Origin of the sequence: Kribbella sp. NPDC023972 (assembly GCF_040639075.1) — a bacterium.
GTDB lineage: Bacteria > Actinomycetota > Actinomycetes > Propionibacteriales > Kribbellaceae > Kribbella.
In genome coordinates this window covers 430,728-445,581 of the sequence record NZ_JBEZZH010000003.1, presented here as the reverse complement: position 1 = coordinate 445,581, position 14,854 = coordinate 430,728, and the positions used below count along the sequence as shown (strand labels likewise).

At 69.6% G+C, this 14,854-nt stretch carries 17 protein-coding genes; 9 read left to right on the top strand and 8 right to left on the bottom strand.

The genetic code is table 11. The annotated features are described in order from the left end of the window. The first annotated feature begins 98 nt into the window (after positions 1-98). From AB0F43_RS15270 to AB0F43_RS15235, 8 genes are all read left to right on the top strand, one after another. Entirely contained in the window at positions 99-752 is a 654-nt protein-coding gene (locus tag AB0F43_RS15270; protein ID WP_360475812.1) for a LuxR C-terminal-related transcriptional regulator, read from the top strand. Positions 753-754: 2 nt separating this feature from the next. Continuing rightward, complete coding sequence (locus tag AB0F43_RS15265) at positions 755-1,285, top strand: hypothetical protein (protein ID WP_360476802.1); 531 nt, start codon at positions 755-757, stop codon at positions 1,283-1,285. Positions 1,286-1,395: 110 nt separating this feature from the next. Next, entirely contained in the window at positions 1,396-2,658 is a 1,263-nt protein-coding gene (locus AB0F43_RS15260) for a CBS domain-containing protein (RefSeq protein WP_360475809.1), read from the top strand. Beyond that, on the top strand, positions 2,648-3,175 hold the full coding sequence (locus AB0F43_RS15255) for a DUF1003 domain-containing protein (RefSeq protein WP_360475807.1): 528 nt from the start codon (positions 2,648-2,650) through the stop codon (positions 3,173-3,175). Before AB0F43_RS15260 ends, AB0F43_RS15255 begins: the two co-directional genes overlap by 11 nt. Before the next feature lie 52 nt (positions 3,176-3,227). Next, positions 3,228-4,130 (top strand): zinc metalloprotease HtpX, encoded by a 903-nt coding sequence (htpX, locus tag AB0F43_RS15250; RefSeq protein WP_360475804.1) that lies wholly within the window; start codon positions 3,228-3,230, stop codon positions 4,128-4,130. A 4-nt stretch (positions 4,131-4,134) separates the two neighbouring features. Next, positions 4,135-4,698: a hypothetical protein gene (locus AB0F43_RS15245; RefSeq protein ID WP_360475801.1), complete on the top strand. Its 564-nt coding sequence runs from the start codon at positions 4,135-4,137 to the stop codon at positions 4,696-4,698. A 283-nt stretch (positions 4,699-4,981) separates the two neighbouring features. Then, a complete protein-coding gene (locus AB0F43_RS15240; RefSeq protein WP_360475798.1) occupies positions 4,982-6,127 on the top strand; it encodes an Mrp/NBP35 family ATP-binding protein in 1,146 nt (381 codons plus the stop codon). Between the two features lie 27 nt (positions 6,128-6,154). Then, positions 6,155-7,249, top strand: coding sequence for a GNAT family N-acetyltransferase (locus tag AB0F43_RS15235; protein ID WP_360475795.1), 1,095 nt, complete (start codon positions 6,155-6,157; stop codon positions 7,247-7,249). 3 nt (positions 7,250-7,252) lie between these two features. Here AB0F43_RS15235 and AB0F43_RS15230 read toward each other — a convergent pair whose 3' ends face one another. From AB0F43_RS15230 to AB0F43_RS15200, 7 genes are all read right to left on the bottom strand, one after another. Further along, the gene (locus AB0F43_RS15230; protein ID WP_360475792.1) at positions 7,253-7,594 is read right to left on the bottom strand and encodes a sec-independent translocase; all 342 of its coding nucleotides are present in this window, start codon (positions 7,592-7,594) and stop codon (positions 7,253-7,255) included. A 118-nt stretch (positions 7,595-7,712) separates the two neighbouring features. Next, positions 7,713-9,236, bottom strand: coding sequence for a trypsin-like peptidase domain-containing protein (locus tag AB0F43_RS15225; RefSeq protein ID WP_360475789.1), 1,524 nt, complete (start codon positions 9,234-9,236; stop codon positions 7,713-7,715). Between the two features lie 75 nt (positions 9,237-9,311). Continuing rightward, positions 9,312-10,370, bottom strand: coding sequence for a sigma-E factor regulatory protein RseB domain-containing protein (locus AB0F43_RS15220; RefSeq protein WP_360475786.1), 1,059 nt, complete (start codon positions 10,368-10,370; stop codon positions 9,312-9,314). A 3-nt stretch (positions 10,371-10,373) separates the two neighbouring features. Beyond that, a complete protein-coding gene (locus AB0F43_RS15215; protein ID WP_360475783.1) occupies positions 10,374-10,985 on the bottom strand; it encodes a zf-HC2 domain-containing protein in 612 nt (203 codons plus the stop codon). After that, a complete protein-coding gene (sigE, locus tag AB0F43_RS15210) occupies positions 10,982-11,647 on the bottom strand; it encodes an RNA polymerase sigma factor SigE (protein WP_360475780.1) in 666 nt (221 codons plus the stop codon). Before sigE ends, AB0F43_RS15215 begins: the two co-directional genes overlap by 4 nt. A 165-nt stretch (positions 11,648-11,812) precedes the next feature. Then, the gene (locus tag AB0F43_RS15205; RefSeq protein WP_360475778.1) at positions 11,813-12,034 is read right to left on the bottom strand and encodes a biotin/lipoyl-binding carrier protein; all 222 of its coding nucleotides are present in this window, start codon (positions 12,032-12,034) and stop codon (positions 11,813-11,815) included. 9 nt (positions 12,035-12,043) lie between these two features. Beyond that, on the bottom strand, positions 12,044-12,613 hold the full coding sequence (locus AB0F43_RS15200; protein ID WP_360475775.1) for a CGNR zinc finger domain-containing protein: 570 nt from the start codon (positions 12,611-12,613) through the stop codon (positions 12,044-12,046). 70 nt (positions 12,614-12,683) lie between these two features. Here AB0F43_RS15200 and AB0F43_RS15195 point away from each other — a divergent pair, with 70 nt between their 5' ends. Continuing rightward, positions 12,684-13,862 carry an MFS transporter gene (locus tag AB0F43_RS15195; protein ID WP_360475772.1) on the top strand — a complete coding sequence of 393 codons (1,179 nt, stop codon included), beginning with the start codon at positions 12,684-12,686 and terminating at the stop codon, positions 13,860-13,862. Between the two features lie 82 nt (positions 13,863-13,944). Here AB0F43_RS15195 and AB0F43_RS15190 read toward each other — a convergent pair whose 3' ends face one another. Further along, on the bottom strand, positions 13,945-14,826 hold the full coding sequence (locus tag AB0F43_RS15190) for an SIS domain-containing protein (RefSeq protein ID WP_360475769.1): 882 nt from the start codon (positions 14,824-14,826) through the stop codon (positions 13,945-13,947). Positions 14,827-14,854 lie beyond the last annotated feature (28 nt).

Here is a 14,854-nt window from a genome sequence, read left to right as displayed (position 1 = left end):
CTCGACCGGGCCAGGAAGCCGCACTGCAGAGCCTGCTTGCCAAGGGACTGGTCAGCGCCGTTGACGGCCTGTACGTCGCGGTCGCTCCGGACATCGCCTTGGAGGTCCTGCTGCTCGACCAGGAGCGACTCCTGCGCGACGCCCGCATGCGCATCGATCAACTCACCGCGGACTACCGCAACCACACCGGCGCGCCCACCGCCACACTGTTGGAGCTGGTCACCGGTGCTGGTGCGGTCCAGCAACGGATTGTGCAGGTCCAGCAGGCAGCACGGACCGAGTTGCGCCGGCTGGTGAAGGCACCGTACGGCGCTCCCCCGGCACATCGTGCCGACTGCAGGACCGTGTACGAGAGCGCCGTACTCGATGCTTCTGGCAACGAGACAGCCAGAGTGCTGCCGTCGGTGCCGATCCAGCTCTACCTGGCTGACGACCGGCTGGCGCTGGTACTACTGGCTCCCGACTCCGCTGTGATCCTGCAGCCGTGTGGATTGTTCGATGCGTACGCCGAGCTGTTCGAGCGACTGTGGGAGCGGGCTCTGCCGGTCGAGTCGACCGACCACGACAGGCTCGTCGCACTGCTGCTCGCCGGGCTCACCGACCAGGCGATCGCCCGCCAGCTCGGGGTGAGCGCCCGTACGGCCCAGCGGAAGATCGCCGCGCTGATGCAGGAGCTGGGTGCACGCACCCGCTTCCAGGCGGGCGCGCAGGCCGCTATCCGTGAGCTCGGTGTGACACCCTTGGAACCGTGACCATGGACGACGCTGCGGACGCTACTGCTGAAATCGCCGGTGTCATGAAGAAGGCCGGCCTGGTCTGGTTGTCGTGGAACGGCGGCCGACCGGCTCCAGCCTGGTTCGCCACGGTCGACGGGCAGTACGTCGTACTGGCGGATGCGGCCGATGGTGCGGAGCAGCCACTCCCCGGACTGGCCACGGCAGGTGCTGCCGAGGTCGTCGTACCGGCCAAGCCGGCTACCAACAGGCTGGCGAGCTGGAAGGCGACAGTACGACGGCTGGAGCCCGGGAGTGAGGAGTGGACCGCAGCGGCCCAGGTACTGCGGACAGAGCGGCTGAACGCGGCCGAGCTCGACACCCAGCTCGAGCGGTGGAAGACCGAGGCTGACCTGCTCGTCCTGGAGCCCACTGGTGAGATCACCGAGCGATCCGGCCAGTACGACGACCGCCCGCGAGCCGAATCACCGGTCGGGACACCTGCCACGACCAGAGGGAAACCCCCGATCACCCTGCACCGTCGCATCCGCCGGCGACCGCGCCTGAGCTGAGAGTCCCCGTCCGCGGGTTAGCCTTCGAACATGAACGAGCATCGCGAGTTCATCATCAGGCACAGGCTGTCTCGTGTCTCATCCGCGCCCGGAGCGAAGCGAGGACGTGGATGAGCACATCACCGTCGCGCGTGTATGTGGCCCGGCTGGCTGGTCTCCCCCTGTACGACCCGAACGGAGACCAGGTCGGCAAGGTCCGCGACGTCGTGGTGATGCTGCGGCAGGGCACCCAGCCACCGCGGGTGCTCGGGCTGGTGGTGGAGGTGTTCACCCGGCGGCGCATCTTCCTGCCGATGACTCGGGTGACGTCTGTGGACGCCGGGCATGTGATCACCACCGGCCTGGTGAACATGCGCCGGTTCCAGCAGCGGGCGACCGAGGTGCTGGTACTCGGCGAGATGCTGGACCGCACGGTCACCATCCGGGAGACCGGTGCGACCGCAGTCGTGTTCGACATGGCCATGGAGCAGTGGCGGACGCGTGACTGGGTGCTCTCGAAGGTAGCGGTCCGGGAAGGCGCCAAACGCTTCCGGAGGCGCGGTCAGTCGCATGTCCTCGACTGGACCGACGTGAGCGGCTTCGCCCAGGTCGAGGAGGGTCAGGGCGCGACCCACATCCTGGCCGCGTTCGAGTCGATGAAGGCGGCCGACCTGGCCGGCGTGCTGCATGACCTGTCCCCCAAGCGGCGCAAGGAGATCGCGGCCGCGCTGAACGACGAGCGGCTGGCCGACGTACTGGAGGAACTGCCCGAGGACGACCAGGTGGAGATCCTGGCCGGTCTGGACACCGAGCGGGCCGCGGACGTGCTCGAGGAGATGTCTCCGGACGACGCGGCCGACCTGATCGCCGAGCTGCCGACCGACACGGCCGAGCGGCTGCTGACCCTGATGGAGCCCGAGGAGGCAGAGGACGTACGGCGCCTGCTGACGTACGAGGAGCGCACGGCCGGTGGGCTGATGACCTCGGAGCCGGTGATCCTCCCAGCGGACGCGACCGTGGCCGACGCCCTGGCCCACGTGCGGAACGCGGAGCTCAGTCCGGCGCTGGCCGCGATGATCTACGTCTGCCGTCCACCGCTGGAAACCCCCACCGGGCGGTTCATCGGTGTCGGCCACATCCAGCGGCTGCTGCGGGAACCGCCATCGGAGCTGGTGTCCGCCGTACTGGACACCGATCTCGACGGGCTGCGGCCCGACGACAGCCTGCACACGGTCAGCAAGTACCTCGCCACCTACAACCTGGTGGCCGCGCCGGTGCTCGACGACGAGGGCCGGCTGCTCGGAGCGGTGACCGTCGACGACGTCCTCGACCACCTGCTCCCGGAAGACTGGCGCGAGTCCGAACAGCAGGAGGTGGACCGCCATGCCCCGTGACGACCGCAGCACCGACGACCGCCGACTGCTCCGCAGTACCGCCCGGCTGGACGTGCCGCGCGACGCCCGCCGTACCTTCATGCTGCGTCCCACGTACGACGCGGACGCGTTCGGACGGCTGTCCGAGCGGATCGCCCGCTTCCTCGGCACCGGGCGGTTCCTGGTCTACATGACCGCGACGATCCTGTTCTGGGTCGCCTGGAACATCTTCGCGCCGCAGGACCTGCGTTTCGACGAGTACCCGTTCATCTTCCTCACCCTCGCGCTCAGCCTGCAGGCGTCCTACGCGGCTCCCCTCATCCTGCTGGCGCAGAACCGGCAGGAAGCGCGCGACCGCGTGCAGTACGAACGCGACCGCGACGTCGACGCGCGCAGCCGCGCGGACATGGAGTTCCTGGCCCGGGAGATGGCGTCGCTGCGGATGGCCGTCGGCGAGGTCGCCACCCGCGACTTCCTCCGCTCCGAACTGCGCTCCCTGCTCGCCGACCTGGACACCCGCGAGGACGACCGGGTCTGAGCGCTTCCACACCGAGCTAGGCTCGCTAGCAGGTGAGGAAGGGACCGATGCCGTGAAGAGTCGCTTCAAGCCCGACCGCGGGCTGACCAACCGGATGGTGGTCACGAGTTTCCTGCTCGGCCTGCTGTACGTCGCTTTCGTCGCACTGCTGATCGCGTTGACGAAGAGCGCCGTACTGGCCGTCGTGATCGCGGGCGGCCTGCTGTTCGTGCAGTACTGGTTCTCCGACCGGATCGCGCTGTACGCGATGCGCGGCCGGATCGTCAGCCCCGAGGAGGCGCCGCAGCTGCACGGCGCGATCGACCGGCTGTGCGCGCTGGCGGACATGCCCAAGCCGAAGGTCGCCATCGCCGACGTCGACCTGCCGAACGCGTTCGCGACCGGCCGCAACCCGGACAAGGCGGTCGTCTGCGTGACCACCGGGATCCTGCGCCGGCTGGACACCGACGAGCTCGAAGGCGTGCTCGCCCATGAGCTGTCCCACGTGGCCCACCGGGACGTGGCGGTGATGACGATCGCGTCGTTCCTCGGCGTACTCGCCGGACTGATCACCCGGTTCGGCCTGTACGGCGGTCTGGGCGGTGGCGGCCGGCGGGACCAGAACACCGCGATGGTGGTGCTCACCATCGTGCTGGTGTCCGCGGCCGTGTACGCGATCTCGTTCCTGCTGACCCGGGCCTTGTCGCGCTACCGCGAGCTGGCCGCCGACCGGGCTGCCGCGATGCTGACCGGCCGACCGTCGGCGCTGGCCTCCGCGCTGACCAAGATCAGCGGCGACATCGCCCGGATCCCGTCCCGCGACCTGCGCCAGGCCGAGGCGTTCAACGCGTTCTTCTTCGCCCCGGCGGCGGCCGGCGGCTTCAGCCTCTCCTCGCTGTTCTCCACCCACCCGCCGCTCGAGCAGCGACTCGACCGGCTCGGGATGCTGTCCCGCGAGCTGGGCGAGCAAGCTTAGAGCCATGGGCCTTCTTGACATCCTGCTCGGCCGGAGCAAAGCCGTCCCGCCGAACCTCGACCAGCTCTTCTCGCTGCCCTCGGCCGCGATCACCCTGGACACCGCGGCCGGATACCGGCCGACCGGCAGTGGTTCGGTCTGTTTCAAGGCGGCGGAGGGCGGTGGGTTCTCGACGCTGCGCGCGGAGGTCGACAAGTTGCTCGCCCTCGACAACGGCAAGTTCACCAGCCACACCGACTCGTACGGCTTCACCTGGCTGGTCCGGCAGACGTCCCCCGACGACGTCGAAGGGCTCGTCACCGACCTGCACGCGGTCAACACCTCGCTGGTCGACGCGGGCTTCGGCTCCGCGCTGCTGTGCACGCTGGTCGCGTTCACCAACGGCACCAGGTCACTGGGCCTCGTCTACCTGTACAAACGCGGTTCCTGGTACCCGTTCGTCCCGGTCGGGACGGACCGCCGCGACAACGCCACCGAACTCCAGATCAAGTCCGTCATCGGCACCGACCTGAACTTCGAGCCCGACCTGAGCCGCTGGTTCCCCGTCTACGGCGCCCCCGGCCTCTAACCCTCCGGGACAACCCCCCACAGGAAGGGATATCCCCGGACTTCGGGGGTTGCCCCTTCAAATTCCCAATGGGCAACCCCCCACCCGAGCAGGCAACCCCCGACCCGAGTGGGCAACCCCTGGACTGAGGGGTCATCCCCCGAGTTCGGGGGTTGCCCGTTCGGATTCTCGATGGGCAACCCCTCAGTTGAGGGGGCAAGCCTGGGAGTAAGGGTTGCCTTGCCGGACCTAGGTCACACGGACCGTGGTCGGTGGGGTTAGGTGGAGCACGTAGCCTTGGGGTATGCCTCCTACTGCTGATCAGGTCACCGCGGCGCTCGGTGGTGTGCTGGATCCGGAGATCAAGAAGCCGATCACGGAGCTCGGCATGGTCGAGTCCGTCGTCGTTCGTGACGACGGCGTGGTCGCGGTCCGGATCCTGCTGACCGTCGCGGGCTGTCCGATGAAGGACACGCTGCGGCGCGACACCACGGCCGCGGTCAGCAAACTCGACGGCGTCACCGGGGTCGAGATCGACCTCGGGGTGATGTCGGCCGAGCAGCGGGCCGCCCTGCAGACGCAGTTGCGCGGCGGGGTGGCGGAGAAGGAGATCCCGTTCTCCCGGCCGGACTCGCTGACCAAGGTGTTCGCGATCGCGTCCGGCAAGGGCGGTGTCGGCAAGTCGTCGGTGACGGTGAACCTCGCGGTCGCGATGGCCCGGCAGGGGCTGTCGGTCGGCGTCCTGGACGCGGACATCTACGGTCACTCGGTGCCAGCCATGCTCGGCGTTGCGGACGAGCGGCCGACCGCGGTGGACGACATGATCATGCCAGTGCCCGCGCACGGCCTGAAGGTGATCTCGATCGGCATGCTGAAGCCGAAGCGCGACCAGGTGGTCGCCTGGCGCGGGCCGATCCTGGACCGCGCGCTGGTGCAGATGCTCGCCGACGTGTACTGGGGCGACCTCGACGTCCTGCTGCTCGACCTGCCGCCCGGCACCGGGGACATCGCGATCTCGGTCGGCCAGCGGCTGACCAGCGCCGAGGTGATCGTGGTGACGACACCGCAGGAGGCCGCCGCCGAGGTGGCCGAGCGCGCCGGGACGATGGCGCAGATGGTGCACCAGCGAGTCGCCGGCGTGGTCGAGAACATGTCATTCCTGCCGTGCCCGCACTGCGGTCCGGAGCACCGGATCGAGATCTTCGGCACCGGCGGCGGGACGCGGGTGGCGGAGACGCTGTCCGCCCGGCTCGGGTACAACATCCCTCTGCTGGGCGAGATCCCGCTGGACGAGCGGCTGCGCAGCGGCGGCGACCTGGGCAACCCGCTGACTGCGGCGGCCCCGGACGCTCCGGCGGCGCAGGTCCTCGACCAGATCGCAGCCAAGCTCGGCGGACGCCCACGTGGCCTCCTCGGCCGCCAGCTCGGCCTCTCCCCCGTCGGCCGCTGACCGCCCTCCTGGTGTTGACTTGGCCGGGTGCCGATCCCTGCTGAACACCCGGTCCTGACCGACGGCGTCGTGACGCTGCGCGCTCCGCGGCCTGACGACGTCCACGGACAAATCGAACGCCACCGCGAGAAGCGTGGGTTCGACGAGCACGACGCGCGCCGCTGGATCGGCTACGGGATCACCGAAGCCTGGAAGACCGGCGAGCGGCTCGTGTTCGTGATCGAGTATCAGGGCCGGTACGCCGGTACTGCCGCACTCAAACCCGATGCCGACGGCACCGCGCGGCTGCACTACGGCCTGTCGCCATGGGCTCGTGGCGCCGGCGTGATGAGCCGGGCGGTGCGGATGCTGCTGGAGTTCGGGTTCGAGACGTGTGGCTTTCACGTCATCCACTGGTGGGCGCGGGTCGGGAACTGGCCGTCGCGGCGGGTGGCGTGGGCCACCGGGTTCCGGTTGGGCGAGACGATCCCTGGGCTGGCCGAGGAAGACGGCCGGCGGGTCGACGCCTGGACGGGGTGGATCGGGCCGTCGGATCCCCGCAAGCCTCGTACGCCGTGGTTCCTGCCACCGGTGCTGGAGACGCCACGGTTAAGGCTGCGCAGCTGGCGCGAGGACGAGATCCCGCGCATCATCACGGGCCGGACGAACCAGGCGACGGCTCACTTCCTGCCGTTCGTACCCCAGCCGTTCACCGCCGAGGACGCGCGCTTCTGGCTCAAAGACCTGGCCGAGCAGGCGGCAACCGGCCGGCGCATCAACTGGTGTCTGGCGGACGCTGAAACCGACCAGGGCCTCGGCAACCTCACCCTGTTCAACATCGACCGCGACGCGGTGCGCGCCGCCGAACTCGGCTACTGGGCCCACCCCGATGCCCAGGGCCGCGGCGTGATGACCGAGGCGATCGAGCGAGTGGCACGCTGGTACTTCGCCCCCGAGGCCGAGGGCGGACTGACCGGCCGCAAGCTGCTGATCCGCACCGCTGCCAGCAACACAGCCGCCCGCCGCGTCGCTGAAAAGGCAGGCTTCCAACTGGCCGGCACCGAACGCGAGGCCTTCCGCCTGGCGACCCACCTGGACGACAAGGTCACCTACGACCTGCTCGCCACAGACTTCTCCAGCTGAGAGTCAGGTCGACTCTGGGTCGAAGGGGGCTCGCTGGCCGGCGGGGAGGCGTTGGGGGGTGTCGGAGAAGTCGGGAGTGCTGAGGGGCTTGTCGTCGAAGTCGTCGGTGCCCTCGAGCAGGTGCTTGCGGACGAAGTTGCGCGGATTCAGGTCCTGGATGTCGAGGTCGGCGAACTCCGGGCCGAGCTCGTTGCGCAGGTCGTTCTGCGCGTTGGTGACCATCTGGCGGACCTGGCGCAGCAGCCGGCCCGCCGTCCGGGCGAACTCCGGCAGCCGATCCGGGCCGAAGACGAGCACGGCGACGATCCCGATCACCACCAGCTCGAGTGGCCCGATGCCGAACATGTCCCCACCTCTCTGCACGTCGTCTGCGACGGCGACCAGCGTAGCCGCACCTTGGTGACACCGCCTGCCGGGTCAGCCGAATCCGGACAGGTCCCGGTGTCTCGTCGTACCCGGGAAGTCAGCCGGTCTGCTGGCCGAGGGTGACGGTGGCCTGGCGGGCCTTGCCGCCGCGCTCGTAGACGAGCCGGACGTTCTCACCCGGCTGGTGGGTGCGGATCGCCACGATCAGCTCCTCGGCGCTGACGACCACCTGGTTGTTGATCGAGGTGATCACGTCACCGATGCGCAGCCCCGCGCGTAACGCCGGGGATCCGGCGTCCACCCGGCTCACCCGGGCGCCACCCTCGAACTGCATGTCGACCTGCGCGCCGATCACCGGGTACGTCGCCTGCCCGGTGGCGATCAGTTGTTGCGCGGTCCTCCGGGCCTGGTCGATCGGGATCGCGAACCCGAGCCCGATGTTGCCGCTCTGGCCCTCGGAGGTACCGCGGACGGTGGCGATCGCGGAGTTCACGCCGATCACCCGCGCGTTCATGTCGACCAGCGGTCCGCCGGAGTTCCCCGGGTTGATCGCGGCGTCGGTCTGCAACGCGCTGATGAACGACTCCTGGCCCGGTTCGTCGCCGTCGGTGGAGACGGGGCGATTCTTGGCCGAGATGATGCCCGAGGTGACCGTGCCGGCGAGGCCCAGTGGGGAACCGATCGCGACGACGTCCTGCCCGACGATCGCGACGTCGGAGCGGCCGAACTGGACCGACGGCGCGTCCAGGCCGACGACCTGGACGACGGCCAGGTCGTACACCGGTGAGCTGCCGACCAGCCGTGCGGTCGACGTCTTGCCCTTCTCGGTGACGATCTGGATCGATCCACCCTTGGCCGCGGCGGAGACGACGTGGTTGTTGGTCAGGATGTGGCCGGCGTTGTCGATGACGAAACCGGAGCCGGTCGCGTTCGTGTTGTCGGAACCCTCGACCTTCAGCTGGACGACGCTCGGCAGCAGGGTCGCGGCGACCGCGGAGACCGAGCCGCTGCGGATCTTCGGGTCCGCACCGGTGCCGACCGGTGGGCCGGGCTGCTCGGCGACCGGGCGGTTGTCGTCCAGCGCGACGATGGTCGCGGCCGCGCCGGCGCCGGCGATCAACCCGATGACGAGGGCCACGGCGGCCGCGATGGAGATGATCCGGTTGCTCTTCGGCGGCGGGGCCGGCGTGTACGCGCGGGCCTGCTGGTGGTGCCAGTCCATCGGCGGGGGCGGCGTGTACGCCGGCTGGTACGTCGGACGCTGGGTCGGCCAGGCCTGACCCGGGTACACCGGCCGGAAGCCCGGCTCCTGCGCCTGCGGCCGCCCGAAGCTCCGCTGCGTCACCGACCGCTGGTTGGCCGTCGGCCCGTGCGTCTGCCGGTACGCCGCATTCTCGCCGGGCGAGGGCAGCGGCGCACTCCCCCCGTCCACCGAAGGCGGCACCAGCGCGGTCAACGGAGCGTCGGCGCCGTTCGGAGAGGGGCCGCCGGCCGCGGTGGGCGAGCTCGACGTGCCGAGCGGGTCGGCCGAGGTCGTCGTACCAGCAGTGTCGGCCGGGAGAACGCGGGTGGGTTCCGCGCTGGGGGTCGGTACTGTCGGCTCGGCGTCGTCGCTGGTCACGGTGCCCGCCTCACGTCGTCGTGGTCATCGATCGGCGGCCGCCGCCCGGGTCGCGGGAGGGACTACCGGATTCGATTATCCCAGCTTCCCCGAAAGCGCACCCATCGGAGTGAGCCACGTCGCGATTTTCGCCAGCCCGGCGCCCACCCGCTGAACCGCGGTGAGCTTGACCGGTACGTCGTGCGGGAACGAGCGGACCACCTGGCCGAGCATGTCCGGGGGCAGGTCGCCGATCAGCGTGTAGACGATCCCGTCCGAGGACCAGACGACGTACGACGGCATCCCGTAGCGCAGGTAGACGCCCGGAGTCTCGGTGGTGCTGAACCCGGCGACCGCGGCCGGATCGAGCGCTCCACGCTGCTCGAAGAGCGAGACATTGAACAGCCCGTCGGAGTACGAGAACTGCAGCGACCCGTTGGCCGTGTCCTTGTGGACGTCGTACAGCTTGAGCGAAGCGGGCAACTCCGGCGCACAGACCCAGCCCTCTGAGCGCAACCCGCCGACCTTGCCGAGCCCCAGCGACTCGACCCCGCTCGGCGCCATCGGCGGGAGGTGCCCGAGGAACTCGGACTCCTCGATCTCCAGCTCGGTGAACACCGTGGCGCGGACCATCGTCTTGCCGTCCACACTGAAAAGCTGCCGCTGCAGCAGCAGTCCGGTCGCCTTGTCGATCCAGAATCGAGCCGCCAGCGTCTGGTCGTCCCGCAACGCCTCCACCAGTACGGCGGCCCGCCCGATGGTGTCCGTGCAGCACTTGTAGACGAGCTGGTACGTCGCCCGCAGCAACGTCAGCGGCCCACCGTCGACAGCGGCGCCCGCGTTCGTCGCGCGCTGCACGAACGCCTTCGCACCGGGTGACGACGAGGAGCCGACCACACTGATCTCGGAGCCTTGGGAGGCCGCGTGGACGACGTCCAGCATTGCCGAGCTCGCGCCCTGTGGTCCCCACGAGGTGATGATCTGCGTGCCGTGGTACGAGACGGTGTCGGGAGCCGCTGCGGCGCGCGCCAGCCAGCTGATCGCCAACGGTGAGTCCTCACGCGAGGCGGTGGGTGGCGCCGCGACAGCGGGTGCGGGCAGGCCGAAGCCGATCAGTGCGGTGCTGACCAGTACGGCGAGCCGGGACAGGCTCACGGGTCAACGTCCTGTCAGGGCCACCGGCTGCAGCGTCGGGCTCAGCCCTGCATACCCAGCCCCGTTGTATGCGTTCAGCAGCGCCACCGGGTCGGTGAACGGCGTGCCACTCGTCGTGGTCGCGTGGTCGGACGAGAAGCTCGCCACCGGCGGCTGCAGCCTCGGCGGCTGCTCCTCCCGAGCCGGATCGCCCACGATGAACGCCGTACCCAGCAGCGACGCGACGGCCGCTGCAGATCCAGCAGCCCCGAGTACGCCGGTCCGCCGCCGCGAACGCGTGGTCCGGGGAGCACCAGGACGAGTGGCACCTGTGCGGGCGGCAGGGAAGACGGACCGCTGTGGAAAGAGCGAGACAGCCGGTGTCAGCACCGGACGGATCTCCTCACGCGGCTCCGGCGAGAACGACGAGACTCCCATCAGCCGCTGCATCAAGTCGGTGGATGGCTCCGGAGACTCCAGGGCCGCCATCCGGGCCTTGAGCCGGCGCTGAGCGTCCACCTCGGCCCGGCACGTGTCACAACCGACCAGGTGGCTCAGAACCTTGTCCCGCGAGTCGTGGTCCAGGGCGCCGTCGACGACCGCGCTGAGCTTGTCCAGAGGGTGCTGCAGCGTCACCGGAACTCACCTCCGGCGCCGAGCCCGTCCGTGGGCGGACCGCCGACCCGCGTCTGCCCCGACCGCGGCGCGCGGTGCTCGAGGTGCTTGCGCAGCATCGAGCGGCCCCGGTGGATCCGGCTCCGCACCGTCCCGAGCTTCACTTCCAGCACGTCGGCGATCTCGTCGTACGTCATGCCCTCGATGTCGCAGAGCACCACGGCGGCGCGGAAGTCCTCCGGCAACGCGTCCAGCGCGTCCTGCACGTCGTGGTCGAACTGATCGGAGTCCAGCTTCTCGGCCGGGCCGACGCCCTTGGCCGGCAGCCGGTCGTGTGCGTCCTCCGGCAGCCCGTCGAACCGGATCCGCTGCTTGCGCCGGGCGCCGTCCAGGAACAGGTTCGTGGTGATCCGGTACAGCCAGCCCTCGAACGTGCCGGGGGTGTACGACGACAGCGAGCGGAAGACCCGGACGAAGACCTCCTGGGTCAGGTCCTCGGCGTCGTGCTTGTTCCCGGTCAGCCGGTACGCGAGCCGGTAGACGCGGGCGGAATGGGTCCGGACGATCTCGTCCCAGGACGGCAGCGCGTCCGGAACCGGCTGGAGCGCAGGCGCCACGGAGGTGTTGGCCGGCTTCACCGCAACGCCTCCCTGGGTCCTCTCGGCAATGAGCGTGAAGGCCATGGTGCCGCGGTCACCGTCCTCTGCGCACGTCGGGAACACCCGGGTTCAACCCTGAGATGCTGGTACGACGGCTCAACGCGGCGCCCCGGCCGGAAGTTCCCGGCCCGGTTGCCGGTCACAGCCTTCCAAGGACCAGACGCGTCGGCGACCACTTTTGTTGCAGCCCTACTTCTCCTCGATCACCGCGATGGGGTCGCCGTCACGGACGACCTCCCCCTCGACGACCTTCAGCTCGACGATGGTGCCGGCCACCTCGGCCAGCACCGGGATCTCCATCTTCATCGACTCCAGGATGACGAGGGTGTCGTCCGCCCCGACCGAGTCCCCGGCCCTGGCGGTGACCTTCAGCACATTCGCCACCAGTTCGGCCACCACGGTGTGACTCAAGTGCGCTCCTCAGTCCTGGATGTCTGCCTCGATCCTAGGCGGTCGGTTCCCGGCCTGCCGGGCGCGGTACGACGCGACCCGGGTGCGACTGGAGCAGGTCGGCGAGCAGAACCGCCGCGGCCGTCGCTCTGCCGCGTTCACGAACACACGCTCACAGTCGGCCGCCGCACACGTACCGATCGCCTCGAACCCGTGCCCAGCGGCGAAACCCGCCAGCCCGAGCGCGGCGGTCGCGGCCAGCCACTGACCCCACGTCGCACCCGGCTTGGCCACATGCAGGTGCCACGGCGATCCGTCGTGATCGGACAGATACGGGCGTACGGCGTACTCCGCCAGCAACTCGTTCAGGATCCGCGCGGCCTCGGCCGGGCCGGCGTGGAACACCGGCCGGAGCCGCTCCCGAACGGCTCGCACCTCGGCCAGGTCGCCCCCGTCCAGCGTGATCGGCTCGGACTCCCCGTGCTCGAGCAGGAACGTCCGGACGTCGCCGGGCTCCTTCAGTTGCTCGGGGTCGAGAGTCCGGGTGTTGACCAGATCCACCGCGAGCCGCACCAGCCGGTCCGGTGTCTGAATCTCCACGCCTCTCCTTCCGTAACGTATTTGATAGCGTAACGCGTAACATCCAATTTTGCGTTACAGGAGGTCTCGCGTGCCCAGCTACTACCTGGCAGCGACCCTCGCCAGGCTTGCCGACGAGATGGTCGCGTTCACGCTCGTCCTGCTCGTGTTGGAACGCACTGACAGTCCCACACTTGCGGGCGTCACCGGAGCCGCCTACGCCCTGCCTGCCGTAGTCACCGGGCCACTACTCGGTACTTGGCTCGACAGGACGCCGTACCGCCGGACCGCGCTCGCAGCCAATCAGGCCGTATTGGCCGTGGTCATGCTCAGCCTGCTGGCAGTGGTCGGCCACAGCGCGCACTGGATGACCCCAGCGCTCGCAGCCGTTGCCGGAGCGACTCTCCCGATGGTGAGCGGTGGTTTCACGAGCATGCTGCCCAGCCTGGTCCCGCAGGCACGGTTGGCTCGGGCCAACTCGTTGGAGGCGGCCAGCTTCGGCGCGGCGACCATCACCGGTCCAGCAGCCGCGGCCACGATCGCTGCGGTTGTGTCCGTGGAAGCCGCTACGCTGGTCATCGTCGTCGCAGCAGCCCTCAGCATCGTCGCCATCACCCGGCTGCCCGCTCTCCCGCCCGCACTGACCCAGCACGAGCCGTTCATGGCCTCCGTCGTCGGCGGCCTGACTCATCTGCTCCGCACGCCGCCACTCCGGGCTTCCACTGTCACGACCACGCTGCTCATGGGTGCTTCCGGCGTACTGCTGATCACCCTGCCACTGCACATGGCCGCGGTAGGCATGCCGAGGTCCGCAGCCGGTTACCTCTGGACCGCGCTGGAGATCGGCAGCGTCGCCACGGCTCTCCTACTCGGACGCCTCCAGACCCGCTGGCGGCCCGAGTACGTCGTCATCGTCACCGCAGCCGCCTCCGGCCTCGCCATGACGACCTGGCCGCTGGCCACGAGTTTCGTAGTCCTCCTGCTCCTCGCTGCCGCAACCGGACTGGTCGAGGGACCGATGCTGCCCGCCATGTTTGCTGCTCGTCAGCAGTACAGCCCCGAGTCTCTTCAGGGCCGAGTCAGCACCACAGCCGCCAGCCTCCGGGTAGGCGCCTCAGCACTGGGCCAGGCCACTGCGGGCCTCCTGGTCCCGGCTCTGGGCACTCACAACGCCCTCCTCGCTGTAGCCCTGACACTCATCGCCGCCGCGGGCCTGGGCCGCCTCGCTGCGCTCTCCAGGAATGTCCCTACGCATGCAAACGCCGCTTGACGCCTGGGTGCACGGCTGGGCCATCTCCCGCGCCACCGCCGCCCGCTGGGGCGGACGCTCAGCGCACCCGTTACCGACGCGGTCAGTCGAGGATGACGGAGCGGGTCAGGCTGCGGGGCTGGTCCGGGTTGAGGCCGAGGGCCAACGCCTTGGCGACGGCGACGCGCTGGGCCACCACCAGGGAGGCCATCGAGTCGAGGTCGGGGTGGTGGACGACCGTGGCGCCGGTGGCGGCGACATCGTGGAGCAGGCCGGCCGGCGGCTCACCGAACACCCAGACGCCGCGGCCGGGCTCAGCGATGGCGATCGGGCCGTGCCGGTAGTCCATCGCCGGATAGGCCTCGGTCCACGCTGACGCGGCCTCACGCTGCTTCAGTGCCGCCTCGTGGGCCAGGCCGACGGTCCAGCGCGTACCGACGTACGTGACCTGCTCCAGCTTCGCGAGCTCGTCCACGTCGACGGTAAGCGCGGTCTCCGCATCGGCAGCCGCCTGCTGGAGGTCCTCCCCCAGTGACGCCCGCAGCAGCGCCAGAGTGGTCGTCGCGAAGCGCGTCTGGACAACGGACTGCTCGTCGGCGAAGTCCAGCAGGATGGTGTGGTCGGCCAGCTCGCTGATCGGCGAGCCCGGGGTCGCGGTGATCGCCACAGTCGGCAGGTCGGTCGCCCGGATCAGGTCCAGCACCTCGGTCGTCGTACCGGACCGGCTGATCACCACCACGACGTCGTACGAACGTCCGGCCGGGAACTCCGAGCCCGCGAACGCGTCGGTCTCGCCCTGGCCGTTGTCCTCGCGCAGAGCGGCGTACGCCATCGCCATGAACCATGACGTGCCACAGCCGACCGCCGCGACCCGTTGACCGGGCTTCGGCAATGCGCCACCGTACTGCGCGAAACCGTCCGAGACCTGCCGCCAGAGGTCTGGCTGAGTGGCGATCTCAGTGCTCACGTAAGGCGTGTTGGTCATGTCGTCTCCGCACTTGTCATGGTCGAAA

What these genes read in the sequence shown, in the direction of transcription:
- AB0F43_RS15265 (WP_360476802.1), top strand. Translation starts at nt 755, where the DNA reads ATGGACGACGCTGCGGACGCTACTGCTGAAATCGCCGGTGTCATGAAG.
- AB0F43_RS15260 (WP_360475809.1), top strand. Translation starts at nt 1,396, where the DNA reads ATGAGCACATCACCGTCGCGCGTGTATGTGGCCCGGCTGGCTGGTCTC.
- AB0F43_RS15255 (WP_360475807.1), top strand. Translation starts at nt 2,648, where the DNA reads ATGCCCCGTGACGACCGCAGCACCGACGACCGCCGACTGCTCCGCAGT.
- AB0F43_RS15245 (WP_360475801.1), top strand. Translation starts at nt 4,135, where the DNA reads ATGGGCCTTCTTGACATCCTGCTCGGCCGGAGCAAAGCCGTCCCGCCG.
- AB0F43_RS15240 (WP_360475798.1), top strand. Translation starts at nt 4,982, where the DNA reads ATGCCTCCTACTGCTGATCAGGTCACCGCGGCGCTCGGTGGTGTGCTG.
- AB0F43_RS15230 (WP_360475792.1), bottom strand. Translation starts at nt 7,594, where the DNA reads ATGTTCGGCATCGGGCCACTCGAGCTGGTGGTGATCGGGATCGTCGCC.
- sigE (WP_360475780.1), bottom strand. Translation starts at nt 11,647, where the DNA reads ATGGCCTTCACGCTCATTGCCGAGAGGACCCAGGGAGGCGTTGCGGTG.
- AB0F43_RS15190 (WP_360475769.1), bottom strand. Translation starts at nt 14,826, where the DNA reads ATGACCAACACGCCTTACGTGAGCACTGAGATCGCCACTCAGCCAGAC.